Source organism: Flavobacterium weaverense (assembly GCF_003688495.1).
In the GTDB taxonomy this organism is placed as follows: Bacteria; Bacteroidota; Bacteroidia; order Flavobacteriales; family Flavobacteriaceae; genus Flavobacterium; species Flavobacterium weaverense.
The window spans coordinates 653,861-676,896 of the sequence record NZ_REFH01000009.1; the positions used below are offsets into that span (position 1 = coordinate 653,861).

18 protein-coding genes are annotated in these 23,036 nt (G+C 32.8%); 10 read left to right on the plus strand and 8 right to left on the minus strand.

Translation table 11 applies throughout. From position 1 onward, the window contains the following. Nucleotides 1-16: 16 nt before the first annotated feature. Nucleotides 17-286, minus strand: coding sequence for a DUF4834 family protein (locus tag BC961_RS09565; RefSeq protein WP_121925613.1), 270 nt, complete (start codon nucleotides 284-286; stop codon nucleotides 17-19). Nucleotides 287-408: 122 nt separating this feature from the next. Between BC961_RS09565 and BC961_RS09570 the strand changes: the two genes are divergently transcribed. Together BC961_RS09570 and BC961_RS09575 are read left to right on the plus strand one after the other, a co-directional pair. Next, the gene (locus BC961_RS09570) at nucleotides 409-1,344 is read left to right on the plus strand and encodes a transporter (protein WP_121925614.1); all 936 of its coding nucleotides are present in this window, start codon (nucleotides 409-411) and stop codon (nucleotides 1,342-1,344) included. A gap of 21 nt (nucleotides 1,345-1,365) precedes the next feature. Continuing rightward, a complete protein-coding gene (locus tag BC961_RS09575; RefSeq protein ID WP_121925615.1) occupies nucleotides 1,366-2,484 on the plus strand; it encodes a GTP cyclohydrolase in 1,119 nt (372 codons plus the stop codon). Between the two features lie 314 nt (nucleotides 2,485-2,798). Here BC961_RS09575 and BC961_RS09580 read toward each other — a convergent pair whose 3' ends face one another. Next, entirely contained in the window at nucleotides 2,799-4,061 is a 1,263-nt protein-coding gene (locus tag BC961_RS09580; RefSeq protein WP_121925616.1) for an aminotransferase class I/II-fold pyridoxal phosphate-dependent enzyme, read from the minus strand. 546 nt (nucleotides 4,062-4,607) lie between these two features. Between BC961_RS09580 and BC961_RS09585 the strand changes: the two genes are divergently transcribed. Further along, nucleotides 4,608-5,396: an NYN domain-containing protein gene (locus tag BC961_RS09585; protein WP_121925617.1), complete on the plus strand. Its 789-nt coding sequence runs from the start codon at nucleotides 4,608-4,610 to the stop codon at nucleotides 5,394-5,396. Here BC961_RS09585 and BC961_RS09590 read toward each other — a convergent pair. Beyond that, nucleotides 5,393-7,774, minus strand: a complete 2,382-nt coding sequence (locus tag BC961_RS09590; protein ID WP_121925618.1) for a hybrid sensor histidine kinase/response regulator — start codon at nucleotides 7,772-7,774, stop codon at nucleotides 5,393-5,395. The genes BC961_RS09585 and BC961_RS09590 overlap by 4 nt on opposite strands. A gap of 174 nt (nucleotides 7,775-7,948) precedes the next feature. On the opposite strand from BC961_RS09590, the gene BC961_RS09595 reads away from it, so the two are divergent. From BC961_RS09595 to BC961_RS09610, 4 genes are all read left to right on the plus strand, one after another. Continuing rightward, the gene (locus BC961_RS09595) at nucleotides 7,949-9,457 is read left to right on the plus strand and encodes an FMN-binding glutamate synthase family protein (RefSeq protein ID WP_121925619.1); all 1,509 of its coding nucleotides are present in this window, start codon (nucleotides 7,949-7,951) and stop codon (nucleotides 9,455-9,457) included. Between the two features lie 102 nt (nucleotides 9,458-9,559). Beyond that, nucleotides 9,560-10,138 (plus strand): non-canonical purine NTP diphosphatase, encoded by a 579-nt coding sequence (locus tag BC961_RS09600; RefSeq protein ID WP_121925620.1) that lies wholly within the window; start codon nucleotides 9,560-9,562, stop codon nucleotides 10,136-10,138. 204 nt (nucleotides 10,139-10,342) lie between these two features. After that, complete coding sequence (locus BC961_RS09605) at nucleotides 10,343-12,253, plus strand: DEAD/DEAH box helicase (protein ID WP_121925621.1); 1,911 nt, start codon at nucleotides 10,343-10,345, stop codon at nucleotides 12,251-12,253. An 88-nt stretch (nucleotides 12,254-12,341) separates the two neighbouring features. Next, on the plus strand, nucleotides 12,342-13,109 hold the full coding sequence (locus tag BC961_RS09610) for a carboxypeptidase-like regulatory domain-containing protein (RefSeq protein WP_121925622.1): 768 nt from the start codon (nucleotides 12,342-12,344) through the stop codon (nucleotides 13,107-13,109). A 337-nt stretch (nucleotides 13,110-13,446) separates the two neighbouring features. Here the strand turns inward: BC961_RS09610 and guaB are convergent, their stop codons facing one another. Next, nucleotides 13,447-14,919, minus strand: coding sequence for an IMP dehydrogenase (gene guaB, locus BC961_RS09620; RefSeq protein WP_121925624.1), 1,473 nt, complete (start codon nucleotides 14,917-14,919; stop codon nucleotides 13,447-13,449). Between the two features lie 159 nt (nucleotides 14,920-15,078). Here guaB and BC961_RS09625 point away from each other — a divergent pair, with 159 nt between their 5' ends. After that, a complete protein-coding gene (locus BC961_RS09625; RefSeq protein WP_121925625.1) occupies nucleotides 15,079-17,583 on the plus strand; it encodes a cation-translocating P-type ATPase in 2,505 nt (834 codons plus the stop codon). 3 nt (nucleotides 17,584-17,586) lie between these two features. On the opposite strand, the gene BC961_RS09630 is transcribed toward BC961_RS09625, so the two are convergent. From BC961_RS09630 to BC961_RS09640, 3 genes are all read right to left on the minus strand, one after another. Next, nucleotides 17,587-18,981, minus strand: a complete 1,395-nt coding sequence (locus BC961_RS09630; protein ID WP_121925626.1) for a DUF5723 family protein — start codon at nucleotides 18,979-18,981, stop codon at nucleotides 17,587-17,589. Continuing rightward, complete coding sequence (locus BC961_RS09635; RefSeq protein ID WP_121925627.1) at nucleotides 18,978-19,526, minus strand: hypothetical protein; 549 nt, start codon at nucleotides 19,524-19,526, stop codon at nucleotides 18,978-18,980. Before BC961_RS09635 ends, BC961_RS09630 begins: the two co-directional genes overlap by 4 nt. Before the next feature lie 102 nt (nucleotides 19,527-19,628). Continuing rightward, the gene (locus BC961_RS09640; protein ID WP_121925628.1) at nucleotides 19,629-20,492 is read right to left on the minus strand and encodes a hydroxymethylglutaryl-CoA lyase; all 864 of its coding nucleotides are present in this window, start codon (nucleotides 20,490-20,492) and stop codon (nucleotides 19,629-19,631) included. A 180-nt stretch (nucleotides 20,493-20,672) separates the two neighbouring features. Here BC961_RS09640 and BC961_RS09645 point away from each other — a divergent pair, with 180 nt between their 5' ends. After that, a complete protein-coding gene (locus BC961_RS09645) occupies nucleotides 20,673-21,284 on the plus strand; it encodes a SatD family protein (protein ID WP_121925629.1) in 612 nt (203 codons plus the stop codon). Beyond that, nucleotides 21,281-21,988: a DUF3307 domain-containing protein gene (locus tag BC961_RS09650; protein ID WP_121925630.1), complete on the plus strand. Its 708-nt coding sequence runs from the start codon at nucleotides 21,281-21,283 to the stop codon at nucleotides 21,986-21,988. The genes BC961_RS09645 and BC961_RS09650 overlap by 4 nt, the downstream gene beginning before the upstream one ends. Here BC961_RS09650 and BC961_RS09655 read toward each other — a convergent pair. Further along, complete coding sequence (locus BC961_RS09655; protein WP_121925631.1) at nucleotides 21,971-22,993, minus strand: quinone-dependent dihydroorotate dehydrogenase; 1,023 nt, start codon at nucleotides 22,991-22,993, stop codon at nucleotides 21,971-21,973. The two genes, BC961_RS09650 and BC961_RS09655, sit on opposite strands and share 18 nt — an antisense overlap. Between the last annotated feature and the right edge of the window lie 43 nt (nucleotides 22,994-23,036).

The following is a 23,036-nucleotide window of genomic DNA, read 5'->3' on the forward strand; positions in this document are numbered from 1 at the left end:
TATTAAAACGGCAAACTTAATCTATTTCTTCGTAATCAACATAATCACCAACTTTTTTGGTCTCACGGGGATTTTTAGCATTTGTTGGATTAAAAATAACTTCTTCTTTATTTTGAGTTTTCTGCCAATTATTCTGCTGTTGCTGCTGCATATTCTGCCCAGCTTTTTCAACTACTTTTTTCACGATCAAAGGCAAAAACAATTTCGCTAAAAAACGGAACACGTAGTAGAAAGCGATCATATAAAAAATTGCTTTTATAAAACCAGTAAATGAAGCTGTTTGCATAAATGTATTTTTTTTTCAAAATTAATAAATCAAAAGGTCAAAATTAAGATATCATTCTTAAATAAATAATAAAATATAGTACATTTGAAATACCTTGCCGCTTTTTAACTCAATAATTAATTATGTCAAAAGTAAAAATCATACTTATCGTTGCCGTTCTCCTACTTCCGTTGGTAAATTTCGGCCAACATACAGACCAAATTAATTCCAATAGACCTGGAGAAACAATGTCAGCTTTTGCAGTGGGAAAATCTGTTTTTCAAATGGAAACTGGAATCTACGGAATTAAAGAAAAGCATGATTTACTTAATTATGAGAATAACGGTTTTGGGGTGGACATGATGTTGCGTTGGGGATTGTTTTTTGAACCCTTAGAACTAATTGCAGATTTTCAATATCAAAGTCAACAGCATATTGAAAATTTCAGAAGTGAACAACAATCTGCCTTAAAGAAAACTGTTTTCGGAGCTAAATACTTAGTTTACGATCCTTTCAAGAATTATGAAAAGAAAATAAATTTGTACAGTTGGAAAGCAAATCGTGCTTTTAATTGGCATCAATTACTTCCAGCAGTCTCAGTATTTGCTGGTGCAAATTTAAATTTTTCTAACAATCCTTATGCTTTTTCACCTGCAGCTGAAATTTCACCAAAAGTGATGTTAATTACACAAAATCATCTTGGAGATGGCAGATGGGTTTTTGTGACTAACATTATAGCTGATTATATAGGCACAGATTTTCCGAGTTATGGATACGTCTTGACATTAACTAGAGGATTTAGTGAGAAATGGTCTGGCTTTGTCGAAAATCAAGGTTATAAGAGTGATTTCTACAGCGACGCAATCATAAGAGGTGGCGCCGCTTATTTATTAAATAAAGACATGCAAATAGATGCTTCGATTAGTAATAGTTTAAAAACAACTCCTTCTATTCTATACGGAGGGATTGGTTTTTCATGGCGATATGACGCCAACTATAAAGAAGTAAGAATGAAAGTAGACTCAGGCGATGCCGAAAAGAAGGGAAGAAGAAGAGCAGCAAAAACAAAAAAAGGATAAACACCGAATTTTACAAAAACGATGATTACAATACACGAAGCTAAAAGTAAAAGTGAATTAAAAGAATATATAAAGTTTCCTTTTTCTCTTTACAAAAACAATAAAAACTGGGTTGCTCCGCTAATTTCAGATGAATTAGAGGGTTTTGATAAAGAAAAAAATCCTGCATTTGAAACAGCAGAAGCTTATTTTTATATCGCCAAAAAAAACAATGAAATTGTTGGAAGAATAACGGCAATTATAAACTGGAGCGAAGTAAATGATCAGCACAAAAAGAAAGTTCGTTTTGGCTGGTTTGATGTCATTGATGATGTAGAAGTTACGAAAGCACTTTTAGAAAAAGTTTATGAACTAGGGCGTAAAAATAATTTAGAATACGTAGAAGGACCAATAGGTTTTTCTAACCTAGATAAAGTAGGTGTTTTGACTGAAGGTTTTGATGAAATAGGAAACATGATTACTTGGTACAACAATCCGTATTATGCAACTCACTTTGAACAATTAGGTTACGTAAAGGAGAAAGAATATATTGAGAGCAAATTCCCATTTGAAAACGTAAAACCAGAGTTTTTTGAAAAAGCGAATGATTTGGTAAAGAGAAGATACCAATTGACAGCGCTAAATTTTAAGACTACTAAAGAGGTTATGCCTCATATAGATAAAATGTTTGATTTATTTAATAAATCTTACGCTTCCTTATCCTCTTTCGTAGCTATTTCCGACACACAAAAGGAATATTTCAAAAAGAAATATATTAGTTTCATCAATCCAGAATACATTAAATTTGTTGAGGACAAAGATAAAAATCTTGTCGCTTTTAGCATCGTAATGCCTTCATTCACCGAGGCATTACAAAAAGCAAACGGAAAGTTATTTCCTTTTGGATTTATACATTTACTTAAGGCAAAAAAACAAAGTAAAGACGTTCTTTTTTACCTTATTGGTGTAGCACCAGAATATCAAAACAAAGCGGTAACAGCAGTTATTTTTAAAGAATATTACGAAACTTTTAAAGAAAGAGGAATTCTAAATTGTTTTAGAACACCTGAGTTAGCTGATAATGCGGCAAGTATTAATTTATGGAAACATTTTAATACGGTTGTGCATAAAAGAAGATGTACTTACACTAAACTTTTATAAACATAATAGCAATATAATCTCATTTTCTTAAAACCAAATGAGATTTTTTATTTTTGAGAGTACTATTTGGGTTATAGCCAAGAATTAAGTTTTAATGATCTTTTATAATACAAAATTAGCAGAAAGCGAATTACCATATTAAAGTCTTAATAATTTTTTAATTCCTAAAAATATAGCAGAGCAATAAAATATTGAGTCCAAAAAAAAATCCATTCGCAATTGCAAATGGATTTCTTCTTTTGTCAAACTTTAGTTCTTTAAAACTAAAGTGAGTATTTATAAAGGCAATTTAGAAAACCCTTTTATATATTTTACTAAGCATCTAAATCAACTGTCGTACGAGAAGCAATTTCTTTATACGTACCATTTAGTAATTTCTCACGAATAGCTTCAAAAGCAACTAATGTTTCATTAATATCATCAATTGTGTGAGGTGCTGTAGGAATAACTCTTAACAATATCATCCCTTTAGGAATTACAGGATAGATTACGATAGACAAGAAAATACCATAGTTTTCTCTTAAATCATTAACCATAACCATAGCTTCTGGAACACTACCTTCAAGATATACCGGAGTTACACATGTATTCGTATCACCTATATTAAATCCTTTACTACGAAGTCCGCTTTGTAATGCATTTACGTTTTCCCATAATTTATCTTTCAAGCCAGGATTGTCACGTAATAATTGTAAACGTTTCAACGATCCAATCGTTTGAATCATAGGTAAAGATTTAGCAAACATTTGAGAACGCATATTGTATTTCAAATAATCGATAATATCTTTATCCGCTGCTACGAAAGCACCAATGTTAGCCATTGATTTCGCAAAAGTAGAGAAGTATACATCAATATCATCTTGAACTCCTTGTTCCTCACCTGCTCCAGCTCCAGTTTTACCAAGTGTACCAAAACCGTGTGCATCATCAACTAGCAAACGAAAGTTGTATTTTTTCTTCATTTCAACAACTTCTCTCAGCTTTCCTTGTTGTCCACGCATTCCGAAAACACCTTCTGTAATGAATAATATTCCACCACCATTTTCTTCTGCTAACTTAGTAGCACGTTGAAGATTTTTCTCCATACTTTCTACGTCGTTATGGCGATACGTAAAACGTTTCCCCATGTGCAAACGAACACCATCTATAATACAAGCATGTGCATCAACGTCGTAAACAATAACATCATTTTTAGTTACCAAAGCATCAATAATAGATACCATTCCTTGATAACCAAAATTTAATAAATAAGCAGATTCTTTCATAACAAAAGCAGCCAATTCATTTTCTAATTGTTCATGATATTTAGTTTGACCACTCATCATACGAGCTCCCATAGGATATGCAGCACCAAACTGTGCAGCTGCGTCCGTATCTGCTTGACGCACCTCTGGGTGATTTGCAAGTCCTAAGTAATCATTCAAACTCCAGTTCAAAATATTCTTTCCACCAAACTGCATTCTTGGACCTAGTTCACCCTCTAATTTTGGAAAAACAAAATAACCTTCAGCTTGTGAAGCCCATTTCCCTAATGGTCCTTTATTGTTTTGAATCCTTTCGAATAAATCTTTTACCATAATATATCAAGTAATAATTTTAATTTTAAGAAGTTGCAAAAATAATTATTTAAATTTTATAAAGGACTTGAATCGAGATATATTTTTTTTGTTTATTTTAACGCGAAGAACGCGCTAAATTTCACCTAAAGACATATTAATTATTCTAGCCCACATTAACCTTTGACACTATATATAGCGACATAAAACGTTTTTACTCCAATCTTTTAAATATCTATTTTTATTATTAAACTTTGTATATTTGAAACTAAGAAAGCTTAATCTAAGCATTTCAATGTTAAAATTCAAAAAACAAAGCGGTTAATAAAGCACTTAATCAATCCAAAAAGGATCTGATAATCAAGTATTTTTTAATTTTATAGTAATGTTAAGTACTTTTCGAACATCAGAAAAATTGCAGTCGATATAATTTCAATTAATATAAAAGTCAATTTACAAAAATCGGTTTAAAAAAGCTTCTTTTTACTTTAACATTAGTTAAAATAAAAAAATAATTTATAAAAATTCAGTTCTACTTAAACAAAAGAACAATTAATACACAAGAAAATGTCACAAGATATTAAAGAATTAAAGCTGGCAGTGCTAATTGATGCCGACAACGTTCCATACAGTAACGTAAAGGGAATGATGGAAGAAATAGCCAAATTTGGAACTCCAACTACTAAACGTATTTATGCCGACTGGACCAAACCTAATGCTGGCGGTTGGAAAAGTGTTTTATTAGAACACGCTATTACTCCAATCCAACAATACAGCTATACTGTTGGGAAAAACTCTTCCGATTCTGCAATGATTATCGATGCAATGGATTTACTTTATTCTGATAAGGTAGATGGTTTCTGCATTGTTTCCAGCGATTCTGATTTTACACGTTTAGCCATCCGATTACGAGAATCAGGGATGAAAGTAATTGGAATTGGAGAACAAAAAACACCTAATTCATTCATCGTAGCATGTGATCGATTTATCTATATCGAAGTTTTAGATGGTGCTATTAAGAAGAAAGCTAAAAAGAAACTAACAACAGACACGAAGAAACCAGTAGAAAAACCAGTGGAGAAACCAGTAGAAAAATCGCTCAATAAAATAGATACTAGCACTATAGAGTTGCTGGAAACTACTATCGAAGACATTTGTGACGATGACGGTTGGGCATTTCTAGGAGACGTTGGGAATTTTATTGTAAAAAGAAAACCAGAATTTGATCCTAGAAATTATGGCTTTACAAAATTAACTCCTATGTTAAAATCGCTAACTGACATCTTGGAAATAGACGAACGTGATTCTGATAAGAAAGGAATAAAACACGTCTATGTCCGTTTACGTTACAGTTAAACTAATTTTAAAATAGATTCGTATAAGATCTCTTTTTTAACTGGTTTTGAAAGATAGTCATTCATCCCTATTTCACTCACACGTTGTTTTGTACCTTCCATTACATCGGCTGTAATTGCGATAATAGGGATGTTTGTATTTTTAACTCCAGCTTGCCCATTTCTTATAGCAATTGTAGCTTCGTAACCGTCCATCACAGGCATTTGAAGATCCATTAATATAATATCAAAATGACTCTTTTTCAATAAATCAATTGCTTCCTCGCCGTTATTAGCATAAGCTACTTCAGTATTTAACCATTTTTTTGTAATCATTTTAATTACCATCTGATTGATAGGATTATCTTCAACAACTAAAATGCTTTTGCCTTTCAGATCGCAGGCGATTGGCACCTGCTCTACAATCACAACCTCCTCCTTTACTTCTACATCAAAATCTAACATTATTTCAAATGTTGTTCCTTTATTGATTTCGCTGGTCATTTTTATTGTTCCATTTTGCATATCGACCAATGTCTTTACAATATAAAGGCCTAATCCTAATCCGCCAAATTTCCTTTTGTTATCAATATTGTTTTGCGAAAAAGAATCAAAAATACTATCAATTTTATTTTTTGGTATACCAATTCCAGAGTCGACAACTGTAAATTTCAAACTTGCTCTATTTTGCGACTTAATTGCACTATCAACAGTGAATTTCACTCCACCTTCTGATGTAAACTTAATAGCATTGTTTAAAACGTTATTGATAATTTGCGTCAATCGCGCTTCATCTCCAATAAGAAAATTTGGAACAGAATTCGACTTACTAAATTCGAAACTAAGACCTTTCTCAGCAGCAATATTACTTGCATTAAAATTCAGATTTTCCAAAACTTTCGAAAAATCGAATGGCATCACTTCTAACTTTAATTCATCCTTTTCAATTTTTGAGAAATCTAAAATATCATTTACAGAACTCAGCAAACTATTAGATGAATATTTAATAATCTGACATTTTTTATGAATTTTTTCATCTTCGACTTCAGTACTTATTGAATCAATTAAATTCATAATGGCATTGAGTGGTGTTCTCAATTCGTGACTGATATTAGACAAAAAGTATGATTTTAAATCATTCATTTCTTCAGATCGAATTAATGCCAAGCGATTCAATTCATTTTTCTCGTTTTTTAGATTTCTAATTAAATTAGACATCGAAAGAGATAAGAAAATCACTTCTAATCCCGTACCTATTTTAGCGCTATACTTCGTGAAAAAATTATCAGGCAGAATTCCGAAATTGTATAATATAAAAACTGCAAAACCAATTATTAAGAATGAAATTCCAGTGGTAAAAAAAGGATCAATCGATTTTTTAGTATAATAAAGATGACCAATCGAGAATATTATTAAAAGTAGAAATATTAAAGTTAGAACATTTACAAATATGTAAGATGCTAGAAGAAGCGATGGAAATAGAATGGTTATCAATAAAAGAGTGAACAATAATACGTAAGCAACATTAAATAAAGTATAGATTTTTTTACTATTATCCTTAATTTTCAAAAACAATTCACTGTACTTCCCTGATAGAAAAACTGCCACTATCGCAATAAATAGTACGGCATGGTTTGAAAGCCATCCGCCATTTGGTGTAACAAATTTAAAGAAAAATCCATCTAGCGCAAATTGTAGCAAACCCATGAAAAAGACATATAAACTATAATACAGGAATACTTTCTCACTCAATGCTAAAAAGAAGAAGAAATAGACAATTGCAGCTAGAAGCAAAATCCCATAAAATACTCCAAAGAATAATTGTTCGTTTGCGATCATTTTTATAAAACTTTCTGATGAATATAGAATCATCGGAATTTTTATTGCTTCACCATCACTTCTAAGGTGTATAAACAGCTGCTGACTCGATTGCGGAGCAATTTCAATCTTAAAAATAATTTTTCGATTGTCAAAACTACGTTTGGAATACGGGATTAAGTCGCCACTTATTCTTTTTGTAATAATAACAGTAGTTTCATCAATAGTGTACAATTCTACAAGATCTGTCAAAGGCCTAGCTGTCTCTAAATAGTATGATAACTTATTGTTGGTGTTGTTTCTTAAAACTGTTTTTAACCAGAAATTATTTTGCGTAAAGCCTAAATCATCATTTTCAGTTTTAAGCTTCGAAGGATTTAAGGAGTTAAAATTTGAAATTACGTAATTAATATTCAAATCGCGATTAGCGACATTGACCATAGTTGTATGGTTGTGTAACGAAATCCTATCAGGAACTGCATCGCTATTAAATACGTATTGGGAGTACGTATTGGAGTAGAACAAAATAAAAAACAGCAATTTTAAAACTGAAGAAATCTGTTTGCGTCTTTTTTGATTCATTGGGGCGAATTATAATTAGGCAAAATTTAATAGGTATTCTTATAAACTGCTGTTTGCGTTAGGTAATACAAACTTTAATATTTGTTAAATAAAAGCTATTATTTTTAAATAAACAGCGCAAAGACTTGAAATAATTAATATTCTTTCTATTTTAGAGGTTAAACAATTTTAGAAATGAGAAAAAACTTTTTTATATTCGGGATAGCTTTACTAATTATCACTTTCGCGATTTATCTTTTATTTGATATAGGTCTTATATTTATGGCGGTTTTGGTAGTTTTATTGCTGGTTGGTTATGCGAATAGCGTTCAACATAAACACGCAATTTTAAGAAACTTCCCGGTCCTGGGTTACTTTAGATATCTGTTCGAAATGATCGCTCCAGAAATTCAGCAATATTTTATTGAGCGTAACACTGATGGTAAGCCATTCTCTCGCAGTCAACGTAGTTTAGCGTATCAGCGTTCCAAAAATATTGATGCTACAACTCCTTTTGGAACCCAGCTCGATATTAATCAATCATGTTATGAAGGAATCAAGCATTCCATATTTCCTGCAACAGTAAATGAAGAACTTCCGCGCGTTTTAGTTGGTGGACCTGATTGTAAACAACCCTACTCCGCTTCTTTATTAAATATTTCAGCGATGAGTTTCGGTTCATTAAGTGAAAATGCGATTGTAGCCTTAAATAAAGGAGCACAAAAAGGAAATTTTTACCACAACACAGGTGAAGGAGGTTTAACGCAATTTCATCAACAAGGCGGTGACGTAACATGGCAAATAGGTACTGGTTATTTTGGTTGTCGTAACGCAGAAGGAGGATTTGATGCTGAAAAATTTGAACAAAAAGCAAATCTTCCCGAAGTAAAAATGATAGAAATCAAATTATCTCAAGGTGCTAAACCTGGGCATGGAGGTGTTTTACCTGCCACAAAAAATACTGAAGAAATTGCAAAAATAAGAGGTGTGGAACCACACACAACTATTCTATCACCTCCGGGACATTCTGCTTTTTCAGATACTCAAGGTTTAATAACATTCATTGCTGAACTTCGCAGACTTTCTAACGGAAAGCCAATTGGTTTTAAATTGTGTATTGGTAAAACAACCGAATTTGAAGCTATTTGTGAAGCGATGGTCGCACAGAATTGCTACCCAGATTTTATAACAGTTGACGGTGCCGAAGGTGGAACTGGCGCTGCTCCATTAGAATTTAGTGATGGAGTTGGTATGCCATATGAACCTGCACTTATATTTGTAAATAAAACTCTAGTGTTTTATGGTATTAGAGATAAAATACGTGTTATATGTAGCGGTAAAATAATTTCTGGATATTCTATTTTAAAAGCAGTAGCATTAGGTGCAGATATGTGTAATAGTGCTCGTGGATTTATGTTTTCTTTAGGCTGTATACAAGCGCTACGTTGCAATACTAATACTTGTCCAACGGGAGTTGCAACACAAGATAAGATGTTAATGAAAGGTTTAGTAGTAAGTGATAAATCAGAACGTGTTTTTCATTTTCATCGCAATACTTTACATGCGGCAAACGAACTCTTAGCTGCAGCAGGAAAGAGTAGTTTTGCTGACGTGGATATCAATATATTCATGCGTGGTGATGAGTTCACACATTTAGCAGACCTTTATTTCCCAGATAATTTAAAAAGTGTGACGAGGTATTAAAATCATGATTGTAGAATATCTCATCATTCTGCTATTACTGCCTTACTTCTATCATTTATTTAAAAAATGTATATTTGAAAAGTCAATCCTAAAAAACATATCATGCAACTGGTTTTCGCATCAAATAACAAAAATAAAATAAGAGAAGTTCAAAGTATGCTTCCTGAAACCATAAAAATTCTAAGTTTAGAGGACATTGGATGTTTTGAAGAAATTCCAGAAACAGCTGATACTATAGAAGGAAACGCAATTTTAAAAGCAGATTATGTGACTAAAAATTACGGTCATGACTGCTTTGCTGATGATACCGGTCTCGAAGTAAATAGTTTAGACGGAGCTCCAGGTGTTTTTTCAGCGCGATATGCTGGACTGCAATGCAATCCCGATGACAACATGAATAAACTATTACAAGCATTATCTCATAAAAATGATAGAACTGCACGATTTAAAACTGTCGTTGCCTTAAATTTAGGAGGGAAACAAAAACTTTTTACTGGTATTGCCGATGGCGAAATCACTTTAGAAAAGACCGGAACTGGAGGTTTTGGATATGATCCAATTTTCAAACCTACTGGTTACAATGAGACTTTTGCTGAAATTAGCGCTGAAATTAAAAATAATATCAGTCATAGAGGAAAAGCAACTCACAAATTAATTAAATTTTTACAGGCTACGCACTAAAAACACCAAAACAGTAGTTTTTAGATTTATATTTTAGTCTAAAAATGAATATTTAGCATTTTTCAATCTAAATAAAATTCGGTAATTCATAAATAGAAAGATAACAATCTGATAATCAAATCACAATAAATTAATAATTCTTAAAATAGCATTAGCATATATGAATAATTAACAGTACTTTTGCACCCTATTTTAAAAATACATATGAATAAATTTGAACAATTAGGATTGAGTGAATCGTTACTGAAGGCGATTTTAGATCTAGGATTTGAAAGTCCGACCGAAGTACAGGAGAAAGCGATTCCCCTATTATTGGAAAAAGATACAGATATGGTTGCGTTGGCTCAGACAGGGACAGGGAAAACGGCAGCATTTGGTTTTCCAGTTATCCAAAAAATTGATGCTAACAACAGAAACACACAAGCATTAATTTTATCTCCAACACGCGAACTTTGTTTGCAGATTACCAACGAAATTAAAAACTACTCTAAATACGAAAAAGGTATTAATGTGGTAGCAGTTTACGGTGGAGCTAGCATTACAGATCAAGCGAGAGACATAAAGAGAGGTGCACAAATTATTGTGGCAACTCCAGGAAGAATGCAAGATATGATTAATAGAGGATTGGTTAACATTTCTCAAATCAACTATTGTATTCTTGACGAAGCTGACGAAATGTTGAACATGGGTTTCTACGAAGATATCGTAAACATCCTTTCTACTACGCCAGACGACAAAAACACATGGTTATTCTCTGCAACAATGCCTGCTGAAGTAGCACGTATTGGAAAACAATTCATGAAAGATCCAATTGAAATTACAGTTGGAGCTAAAAATTCAGGTTCAGCTACAGTTTCTCACGAGTATTACTTAGTGAATGCGCGTGATCGTTACGAAGCGTTGAAACGTTTAGCTGATGCTAATCCAGACATTTTCTCAGTAGTTTTTTGTAGAACAAAACGTGATACACAAGCTGTTGCTGAAAAATTAGTAGAAGACGGATATAGTGCTGCTGCATTGCACGGAGATTTATCTCAAGCGCAACGTGACGGTGTAATGAAATCTTTTAGAGGTCACCAAATCCAAATGCTTGTAGCTACTGACGTTGCTGCACGTGGAATTGACGTTGATAGCATTACTCACGTTGTAAACTACCAATTACCTGACGAAATCGAAACTTACAATCACCGCTCAGGTCGTACTGGTCGTGCTGGTAAATTAGGAACTTCTATTGTAATCGTTACTAAAAGTGAATTGCGCAAGATTTCTTCTATTGAAAGAATCATCAAGCAAAAATTCGAAGAAAAAACAATTCCTTCTGGAATTGAAATCTGCGAAATTCAATTATTGCACTTAGCTACTAAAATTAAAGATACAGAAGTTGATCACGAAATCGACAACTACTTACCTGCTATTAATAGCGTTCTTGAAGACTTGTCAAAAGAAGAATTGATTAAGAAAATGGTTTCAGTTGAATTTAACCGTTTTATCAATTATTATAAGAAAACAAGAGATATTTCTACTCAATCTGGCGAAAGACGCGAGCGTGATGATAGAGATGGTGCTCCAAGAGAAAATAATGGTGGTGGTGCAACAAGATATTTCGTGAACATAGGTTCTAGAGATAACTTCGACTGGATGTCATTAAAAGATTACTTGAAAGAAACATTAGACTTAGGTCGTGATGACGTTTTCAAAGTAGATGTAAAAGAAGGTTTCTCTTTCTTTAACACAGATCCAGAACATACTGATAAAGTAATGGAAGTATTGAATAACGTTCAATTAGAAGGACGTAGAATCAATGTTGAAATTTCTAAAAATGATGGTGGTGGAAGACGTGACCATAATGGAAGAAGCTCAGGTGGAAGTTTTGGTGGTGGAAGAAGTTCTGCTCCAAGAAGAGAAGGTAGTTTTGCTCCAAGAAGAGAAGGTTCTTCAGGTGGCGGATTTAGAAGCGATAGAAATTCAGCTCCAAGAGAAGGTGGTTTCGGTCCTAGAAGAGAAGGTGGATTTACATCTGACAGACCTAGAACTGAAGGTTCATCTGATAGAGCACCTAGACGCTCTGAAAGCTTTGGTGATTCACCAAGACCAAGAAGACCAAGAAGAGACTAACATTCATTGTTAATCTTCTTATAATTATATAAGGAAACTACAAAATATTCAATCTTGATTTATTACTTTTAAAGTTTTAAATTAGCATATGAAATATTTTGTAGTTTTCTTTTTTTTAGTCCTATCTATAACTGCAATTGCGCAAGTTAAAGAGCCTTCACAGAAAGTTAATGGTATAATTATTAGTAATACTACCCGGGAACCCTTAGTCGGCGTTAATATAATTAATGTCAACAAAGTAAGAGGTGCCACTACTGATTTAGGAGGATACTTTGAACTAGATGTTCAAGTAAATGACACCCTTCATATAACTAGCTTAGGATTCCAATCGTTACGCGTACGCGTTACTAACGACTGGATAAAAAACAAAAGCACAAAAATCCAACTAACAGAAAAAGCAATTGCACTTGAAGAAGTTGTAATTCGACCATTCAATTTAACTGGTTATCTAGAAGTTGACACTAAAATCATTCCTATCAAAGAAAACTTTAGATATAGTATTTCTGGACTTACTCAAGGTTATGAAGCTGGTGAATATTCTCCTAACGCATTTGGAAGAGTCCTCGGATCAATTTTTAATCCTGCAGACGTTCTCTACAATTTCTTTGGTAAAAACCCTAAAGAATTGAAAAAATTAAAGGAGATGAAAAAGGATGACACCGTTAGAAATCTTTTAGAATCTAAATTTGATAGAGAGATGATTGCTGTGTTATTAGGAGTTGAAAAAAATGAAATAGCTGAAATTTTACAACGTTGTAACTATTCTGAATCATTTATTCAAACGGCAAATGACTTACAAATAATGGACGCCATAAGCGGATGTTACGAAGAATACAAAATTCTAAAGAAGAAATAAAAGTAAATAAAATTTAAAACTATCTTATTCGAAATTTTAAATATAAATCCTCAATTACTAAAGTAGTTGGGGATTTTTTTAAACTTTTTATTGACTCAAAATCAAAAAAAATTACATATATTTACTTACAATAATTAAACCTAATTTTAAATATCTAGATCATGGCAAAAAGTCAAGACGCAAAGAAAGTTGCGAAAAAAGAGCCTTTAAAAACAGCAAAGGAAAAGAAAGAAGAAAAAAGAGATAAGAAAAACGCACCAAAAAGAGATTAGGTACGAATAAAAAAAAGGCTATTAAAATTATTTTAATAGCCTTTTTTTAGATTTCAAAAAGAAATTTATCTTGAATAATTTGGAGCTTCTTTTGTAATAGTCACATTATGAGGATGACTTTCATTAATTCCACTGGCAGTAATTCTAACAAAACGTCCAGTCTCTTGCAAAGTTGGAATGTCTTTTGAACCACAATAACCCATTCCTGCACGAAGACCACCAATAAACTGTTGCATACTCTCGTTTAATTCGCCTTTATATGGCACACGACCTACAATTCCTTCTGGAACTAATTTCTTAACATCATCTTCAACATCTTGAAAATAGCGATCTTTTGAACCTTCTTGCATTGCTTCAACAGAACCCATTCCTCTATAAGACTTGAATTTTCTTCCTTCGAATATAATAGTCTCTCCAGGAGATTCCATTGTACCTGCAAGCAATGAACCTAGCATAACACAGTCAGCACCCGCTGCAATTGCTTTAGGAATATCACCTGTGTAACGTATTCCACCATCAGCAATTACGGGAACACCTGTTCCTCTTATAGCCGCAGCTACTTCAAGTACTGCAGAGAATTGTGGAAATCCTACACCAGCGACAATACGAGTTGTACATATTGAGCCTGGACCAATACCTACTTTTACACCGTCAGCACCATTTTCAACTAAATATTTAGCTGCTTCTGGAGTAGCAATATTACCTACTATAACATCTAATTCTGGAAATTTAGCTTTTACCGCTTTTAATACATCTACAACACCTTTTGTATGTCCGTGAGCTGTATCAATGATCACAGCGTCAACTCCAGCGTTTACTAAAGCAGTTGCTCTTTCTACCGCATCAGCAGTAACACCTAAAGCAGCAGCTACTCTTAAACGTCCAAATTTATCTTTGTTAGCGTTTGGTTTTTGAGTTAATTTAGTAATATCTCTGAATGTAATTAAACCAACCAATTCATATTTGTCATTTACAACCGGTAATTTTTCAATTTTATGTCCTTGTAAAACAATTTCAGCTTGTTCTAGAGAAGTACCTTCTGGAACGGTCACTAAATTTTCAGTAGTCATAACCTCAACAATAGCTCTTGCGCCATTTTTTTCAAAACGCAAATCTCTATTAGTTACAATACCTTTTAGAATTTTATTTTCATCTACAATTGGAATACCGCCAATACCATATTCCTTCATAGCATTTTTAGCATCTGCAACTGTCGAAGTCAACGGTAAAGTTACAGGATCAATAATCATCCCTGACTCAGCACGTTTTACTTTTCTAACTTTAGCAGCCTGCTGCTCAATAGTCATATTTTTATGCAAAACACCAATTCCTCCCTCTTGCGCCATAGCTATTGCCATAGAACTTTGAGTCACTGTATCCATAGCAGCGGATACAATAGGAACATTAAGCGTTATATTTCTTGAAAATTTTGATTTGATACTCACTTCGCGTGGAAGCACATTTGAGTAATTTGGAACTAATAAAACATCATCGTAAGTTAATCCTTCACCGATAATTTTAGAGTTGTGTGCGATCATTGCAATTGTAGTTGGAGTTTAATTGCGTGCAAATATACATAATCTTAAGTAAAAAAACAGAGTTCTTGCAGAATAAATAATTAAATTGCGGTTCAAACTCAATTCTTTGAGTTAAAAGCATTAATTAGTTTCCTTTAAATAATCCATAATTATTTCCGTATGATAGAATCTGAAACTGATTTGAAAGGACTTTCTACTGAAGATGTATTACAATCTAGAACATCATTTGGTGCCAATAGTATAGATCATGCGAAAAAAAACATCTTTCTAAATTCAGTTAAAGAAATGGTAGTGGAACCTATGTTCTTGCTACTATTAACAGCGACAAGTATATACTTTATAACTGGTGATTATGGAAATGGTATTTTCATGGCTGCCGCAATTCTATTAGTCTCTGCGATATCACTTTACCAAGAGTCAAAAAGTAGATCAGCTGTCAACGCTTTAAAAAAGCTATCGCAACCTAAAAGTAAAGTGATTCGTAACGGCGAGACAATTGAAATAGCAAGCGAAGAAATAGTAGTTGGAGATTTACTACAATGTGAAGAAGGAACCTTTATTCCTGCTGATGGAATAATTGTCAAATCCAACGACTTTGCTGTAAATGAATCCGTATTAACGGGAGAATCAATGGCGGTACTTAAAAGTGAGTCGTCAACTATAAAAACTGTTTTTCTTGGAACTATTGTAACAAGTGGCTTAGCAATCTGTAAAGTAACCACTGTTGGAAATAAAACAGAGCTAGGAAAAATAGGAAAAAGCTTAGAAAACATTGTAGAGGAAAAAACTCCTTTACAAGTACAAATGGGGAACTTCGTAAAAAAAATGTCATTAGTTGGTTTAGTGATTTTTGCTTTTGTGTGGGCAATAAATTATTACAATTCAAATGAAGTTTTAGACAGTCTGCTAAAAGCACTGACTCTTGCCATGAGTATTATTCCAGAAGAAATCCCCGTGGCTTTTACCACTTTTATGGCTCTTGGTTCTTGGAGACTATTGAAAATGGGGATTATCGTAAAGCAAACAAAGACTGTTGAAACTTTAGGTAGTGCCACGGTTATTTGCACAGACAAAACAGGAACTATTACTGAGAACAAAATGAGTTTAGCGCAATGTTACACTTTATCTGACAACAGTGTAAATGATAATTTTTCTGAGAATAGTACTATTGAACTATTGACAATCGCAATGTGGGCAAGTGAGCCAATTCCTTTCGACCCTATGGAAATTGCTTTACATGATGCCTATTCAAAATTGAATATTGCAGATGAACGTCCTAACTTTAAATTAGTTCATGAATACCCATTATCAGGAAAACCTCCGATGATGACTCACGTTTTCGAAAATAAAAATGGAAAACGAATTATAGCTGCTAAAGGTGCAACCGAAGCATTGATAGCGACTTCAAATTTATCCTCAGAAGAGAAAGAGCAAGTTTTATCTGCAATGAAAAAAATGGCCTTACAAGGTTATCGCGTTCTAGGTGTTGGACTTACTCCATTTTCAAGCACTACTTATCCTGTAAAACAGCAAGACTTTTCATTTGAATTTAAAGGATTAGTCGCTTTTTACGATCCTCCAAAAGCGAATATAAAAGCTACTTTTGAAACCTTGTACGATGCTGGAATTCAATTAAAAATCGTAACCGGTGATAATGCCGAAACAACCGCTACAATTGCGAAGCAAATAGGTTTTAGAAACGCAGACAAAACATTGAATGGAGATGAATTAATGGCAATGGATGAGGAAACTCTTAAAGCACGCGTCATGGAAACTGCCATTTTTACAAGAATGTTTCCTGAAGCCAAACTAAAAATTATTAAAGCTTTAAAAGATAATAATCAAATCGTTGCTATGACTGGTGATGGTGTGAATGATGGACCCGCTTTGAAATCAGCACACATAGGAATTGCGATGGGAAAAAAGGGAACTGAAATTGCTAAACAAGCCGCTAATCTTATCCTTGTCGATGATGATTTTTCTAAAATGATCGACGCTATCGCCATGGGAAGAAAAATTTACAGCAACTTAAAAAAAGCGATACAGTATATCATTTCAATACATATTCCCATCATATTGATTGTGTTCATTCCGCTCGCTTTAGGATGGATTTATCCTAATATATTTTCTCCGGTACACGTAATATTTCTTGAGATAATTATGGGGCCAACGTGTTCCATTATTTACGAAAACGAACCTATGGAACGAAATTTAATGCAAGTACAACCACGCCCTTTTACAAATACTTTTTTTAAATTAAAAGAAATTACAATCAGCATAATTCAAGGAATAGTTATTACAATAGGACTACTATTTGTCTATCAATATTGCCTTTACAGCAACTGTTCTGAAAGCACTACTAGAACTTTAGTTTTCGTAACATTGATTTCTTCAAATATCTTTCTAACGTTGACAAATCGTTCCTTCTACTATTCTGTACTGACTACTTTAAAATATAAAAACAATTTAGTATTCATTATTATAAGCGCAACAGTTTTACTTACCGCAGCTTTATTGTTCATCCCATTATTTGCAAGCTTTTTTGAGTTCGAAAGAGTTTCTGCTTCCCAAATAGTTTTGAGCGTTTTAGTTGGTTTTATTTCTGTTTTATGGATAGAAATATATAAAGCATTTAAAAGAAGAAAAGTACATTATAATAAATAATTTTTATTTTTTGGTTTTCCGTATTATGACATTAAGTCCTAATTGAAAGGAAAGACTATTTGCTTTACTTACATCATGATATTCCAAAAGATTATCAGCAAGAACATAGAAATTTACAGGTCCAAAGTGACTTGATAATCCTAATCCAATATTTTTATAAGAATACGAATCTAGAGTGTAAGTTGCTTTCAGTAGTAAAGACTTAAACAATTTTCTTCTATAATAAGTCGTAAAAGCTACTAGAGGAGTTCTTGGTGTTGTCATCATAAACAACTGTGCTCCTACTGCGCTTTTAAAAGTCGTTTCAGAATTATAATCTAGACAATCGCAATCCTCAGGTCTTTCTTCGTTAAACGAAAACTGAACTGAACCATTAAACTTAATAGGACGCCATGTTGTGTAGTTATTATATAATGTATCTAAAGGTATAGCTTCTTTAAATTCTTCATAAGCGTTTTCAATCGATTCGCCAGAACTGAATTTTGGAATCACTCCTTTATAATCGTAAATACCTTTTAAAGATAAACTCTCAACTTCTTTCGAATGTCTTATAAAACCGATGTCCAAAACGCTAGCAGTAAGTTGTATGTTTTTCTTTGGATAATAAGTAAAACCAGCGTCAAACCCCAGTCCTAGATTACCGCTTAAAAAGGCTCTCTTCGTTATGTCCTTGACAACATTAGAATCATCATTTTTATCATCATATTTAGCAATTCCAGAAGTGTTTAATTGTAATTGAGAATATATTACTTGCTCGTAAACTCCTATAGATGATGGAATCGTGTAAATATAACCAGAGTTAGAAGTAGAAGTAGCATTGTAAATACTTGAATAGATCTTTCCCCTGAAACCTGCAATAAATTTTTCATTGATGTTTTTATGAAAGCCAATATGAAACACAGATAACATTTCTGCCTTAACATTTAAATCTTCCAAATTAAAAACTTTACCTAAGTAATCTCTATTTCCATCCAATGCTAAAACAGCAAAGTCTTTTGGGACATAACTCAATAAATCTAGTTCCTGATACATACCAAAGGAAATATAAGAATCATACTTTTCTCCAGCAATTTTAAAACCACCATTAAAAATCTCTAATTGCTGATTTACCGACAGTTTATCATTTCTGCTGGCGGTAAATACTACAGCTTTTAACTTCTTATCAAAGTCGATTCCGTTATCAGCGAATAAATCGTAAGCAGAGAAGCCGCTTGATGCCGCATTAGCAGAAATACCAGAAATTAATGGGATACCAAAATACCAGTCATATTTAAAATCAGATCCTGGGTTAGTGAGTAACGACTGCGGAACAGAAGTGAAATTATATAAGATTTGCTTATTCTGCGAAAAGCAATTAAGAGCGAGTAACAATGCTAAAATTAGTATAGACTTTCTCATTCTACTACTAGATAAGCTGTGAGCCCTGATTTCATTTTAAACTTACCTTGATTGAAAGGAATACTCGTAAATTGAGGGGATTGATTGAGATTAAAAATAATTTTAGTAGTTTCTTTTAACTGTTCAAGTGAAGAGCCAACTATGATATCAGTTTTTGGGATTTTATTTTCTCCAAAGGTATATGCTGGAATCGATAGACTTTGTGAGTAGACAATATCATCATTCTTATTTAAAAAATAAAGACCAACAACATATGCACGATTAATAGTGTTTGAAAGTTCGAAGTAAAGCTCCACTTTTTTTAATCGACGTCTAAAAAAAGAATCATTGAATAATTCAATTTTTGATTCTTCACTAAAACTAGTTTGTTGTATTCCACTGCCTGCGAAATCTTTTGAATCGATTTCAAAAGAGCCTAAGTTTGTAATAATAACAGGTTCTATCTTTAAATCGTTAGCCTGACTGAAATCTAAATCACTAGAGCACGAATAAGCAAAGAAGGAAAGCAATGCTACTAAAAATAGATTTGAACTTCTTACTATCATACTATTCTAATTAAAAGAGGAATTGAAAGCAAAATATTAAATACGCCGATTCTAAATTACGTTTTTAATACTAAAAAACTCTTTTTTTACAATAGAAAAATTTTAATGGTATTCGCCAAATAATTTTGAAGCTTCGTTATAAGCGCTTTCAAAGCTAGTCGGACTTAAATTAATAGTTGCTTTTTCGGCGGTGAAGTAGGACAGTAATTTCTCTGTTGGCATATTACCTGTTAGATTATCTGTTGCCATTGGACAACCACCAAAACCTTGAATAGCACCATCAAAACGACGACAACCAGCTTTGTAAGCAGCGTCAATTTTTTCAAACCATTTATCAGGAGTGGTGTGCAAATGAGCTCCAAATTCCACATTAGGATAGGCAGGAATTAGACTTGAGAATAAATAGGATATAACATCTGGCGCAGAACTTCCCACTGTATCAGAAAGCGACAGAATTTTAACACCCATATCAGCTAGTTTGCTCGTCCATTCACCAACAATTTCTACATTCCAGGGATCACCATAAGGATTACCAAAACCCATAGATAAATAAGCCACTACTTCTTTGTTAGTATGATCTGCAATTTCAAGAATCTCTTGTAAAGTGACTAAAGACTCTGCAATCGTCTTGTGCGTATTTCGCATTTGGAAATTCTCAGATATTGAAAAAGGGAAGCCCAAATATTGTATTTCAGAATGTACCGAAGCTAATTTTGCACCTTGTGTATTAGCAATAATTGCTAATAACTTGCTATTTGTTTGAGACAAATCAAGCTGTGATAAAACTTCAGCAGTGTCTTGCATTTGCGGAATAGCCTTAGGTGAAACAAAACTTCCAAAGTCGATACTATCAAAACCCACTCTTAACAAAGCTTGAATATAAGCTACTTTTTTCTCAGTAGGAATAAAGGGCTTAATGCCTTGCATTGCGTCGCGCGGACATTCTATAATTTTTATTGGCTCCATAGGTAGCCAAAGATACTAAAGAAATTCTTTTTACGAAATCGTTTTCTATATAAAAAAAACAGCAAATATTACGCTTTATCGTAATATAATTAAATATTACGCTTTTATGTAATAAATTAATATATTACACATTATGGTAATATAATTGTTTTTTATCAAATATTAAGTTACTTTTGAAATATGACTGCAATACTCACAGCCGATATAATCAATTCAAGAAAGTTAACATCTTCAAATTGGATGGATGACTTAAAAGCTCTGCTAAACACCTTTGGCAAAACTCCAACTAATTGGGAAATATATCGCGGAGATGAGTTCCAACTCGAAATAAAGAATCCTGAAGATGCCTTATTTGTTGCGTTCCAAATCAAAGCATTTTTCAAATCAATCAAATTAGATGCTAGAATCAGCATCGGATTTGGTGAAAAAACATTTAAAACGCGGAAAATAGCGGAAAGTAATGGAACGGCATTTATTCGTTCAGGAGAAACATTTGAGACTCTAAAAAAGCAAAAACTAAACTTAGCTATACACTCTTCTAATCAAGAATTTGATCAAGAAATAAATTTGATGCTAAAATTAAGTTTATCTTTCATGGATAATTGGCTACAACAGTCGGCTGAATTTATTCTAATTGCATTACAAAACCCAACACTTTCACAAGAAGAAATTGGTTTAAAAATAGGTATAAATCAAGCTGCTGTGAGTAGAAGACAAAAACGTTCAAACTATGAACTAATAATTGAACTGGAACGTCATTTTAGAAAAAAAATTAAAACAATAGTAGAATGATTCTTTTTGTAAAACTTATTTTAGCCTACTTACTAAGTGATTTTTTATTGCAACCTGCATCATGGGTAAGAGATAAAGAAAGTAAAAAATATAAAAGCATCTATTTCTATAGCAACGCAATAGTATATTTTGCCTTAATATTAATTTTGATTGGTGATATAAATTTTATTAGGATGGCAGCACTTTTAATGCTATCACATGGAATAATTGATTTATTACAATTGAACTTTCAAACAACAAGAACTAAGCGAAATTGGTTTTCTGTAAAACATATTTTTAACTTATTAGTTATTATTGCGACTACTATATCATACAACAATACAACGCTTGACTTAAGTGCGATAGGAAATCAATTCTGGATTGTAGTAACGGCTTTTATTTTTCTTACCAAGCCTAGCTCGATCATTATTAAGAATATAATTTCAATTTGGACACCAGAGAAAAACAAAACAAAATCACTTCAAAATGCTGGGAATTACATTGGAATATTAGAGAGACTCTTTGTATTCTGTTTTATTGTAACAGGACATTTTGAAGCAATAGGATTTTTATTAGCAGCAAAATCAATCTTTCGATTTGGTGATTTAAAAGAAGCAAAAGACAGAATGCTAACTGAATATGTACTAATAGGAACTTTAATAAGTTTTGGAATTGCTATGGTAATTGGATTTTTAGTTCAAATTAGCTTAGGATTTTCTTTTTAAAATTTCCTTATTAATCGATTTAATTAAAGCAGGTCCTTCATAAATAAAACCAGTGTACAATTGTACTAAACTTGCGCCCGCATCTAATTTTTCCAAAGCATCTTTAGCAGTGTGAATTCCACCTACTCCAATTATAGGAAAGGATTTATTACTTTTTTCAGATAAAAAACGAATCACTTCAGTGGAACGACTAGTTAAAGGTTTCCCTGACAGTCCGCCCATTTCGCTTTTATTCTCTGATTGTAATCCTTCACGTGAAAGTGTCGTATTAGTAGCTATCACTCCCGCAATTTTAGTTTCGTTTACAATTTCAATAATATCTAATAACTGAGAATCGGTTAAATCTGGAGCAATTTTTAATAAGATTGGTTTTTGCTTTGGCTTAGCCAAATTCTTGTTTTGAAGCGTATTCAGTAATTGCTTCAATGGTTCTTTTTCTTGTAATTCTCTTAAATTTGGTGTGTTTGGTGAGCTCACATTCACTACAAAATAATCAACATAGTCAAAAAGTGCTTCAAAACATATTTCGTAATCTGAAGTAGCGTCTTCATTTGGCGTTAATTTATTTTTACCAATGTTTCCACCAATTAAAACGCCTTTATTTTTCTTTAATCGTTGCACCGCTTCCTTAACACCGCCGTTATTGAAACCCATTCTGTTGATTATCGCCGAATCTTCTTTTAGTCTAAACAATCGCTTTTTCGGATTTCCCTCTTGTCCAACTGGCGTAAGAGTTCCTATTTCGATAAAACCAAAACCAAAATTTGACAATTCATCATACAACTTAGCATCCTTATCAAAACCAGCTGCTAATCCTACTGGGTTTTTAAATTTAAGTCCAAAAACTTCAGTCTCTAATCGCTTATCATCAACTAAATATAGAGATCTTGAGATTGATGCAAAACCAGGTATTTTAGAAAGCGAACGAATCAATGAAAAAGTAAAATAGTGAACTTTTTCTGGATCAAAACAGAAAAAAAGTGGACGAAGTAGTAGTTTGTACATGAGATAATTGTTGTGTTGTGCAAAAATAGAATTATATAGGTGA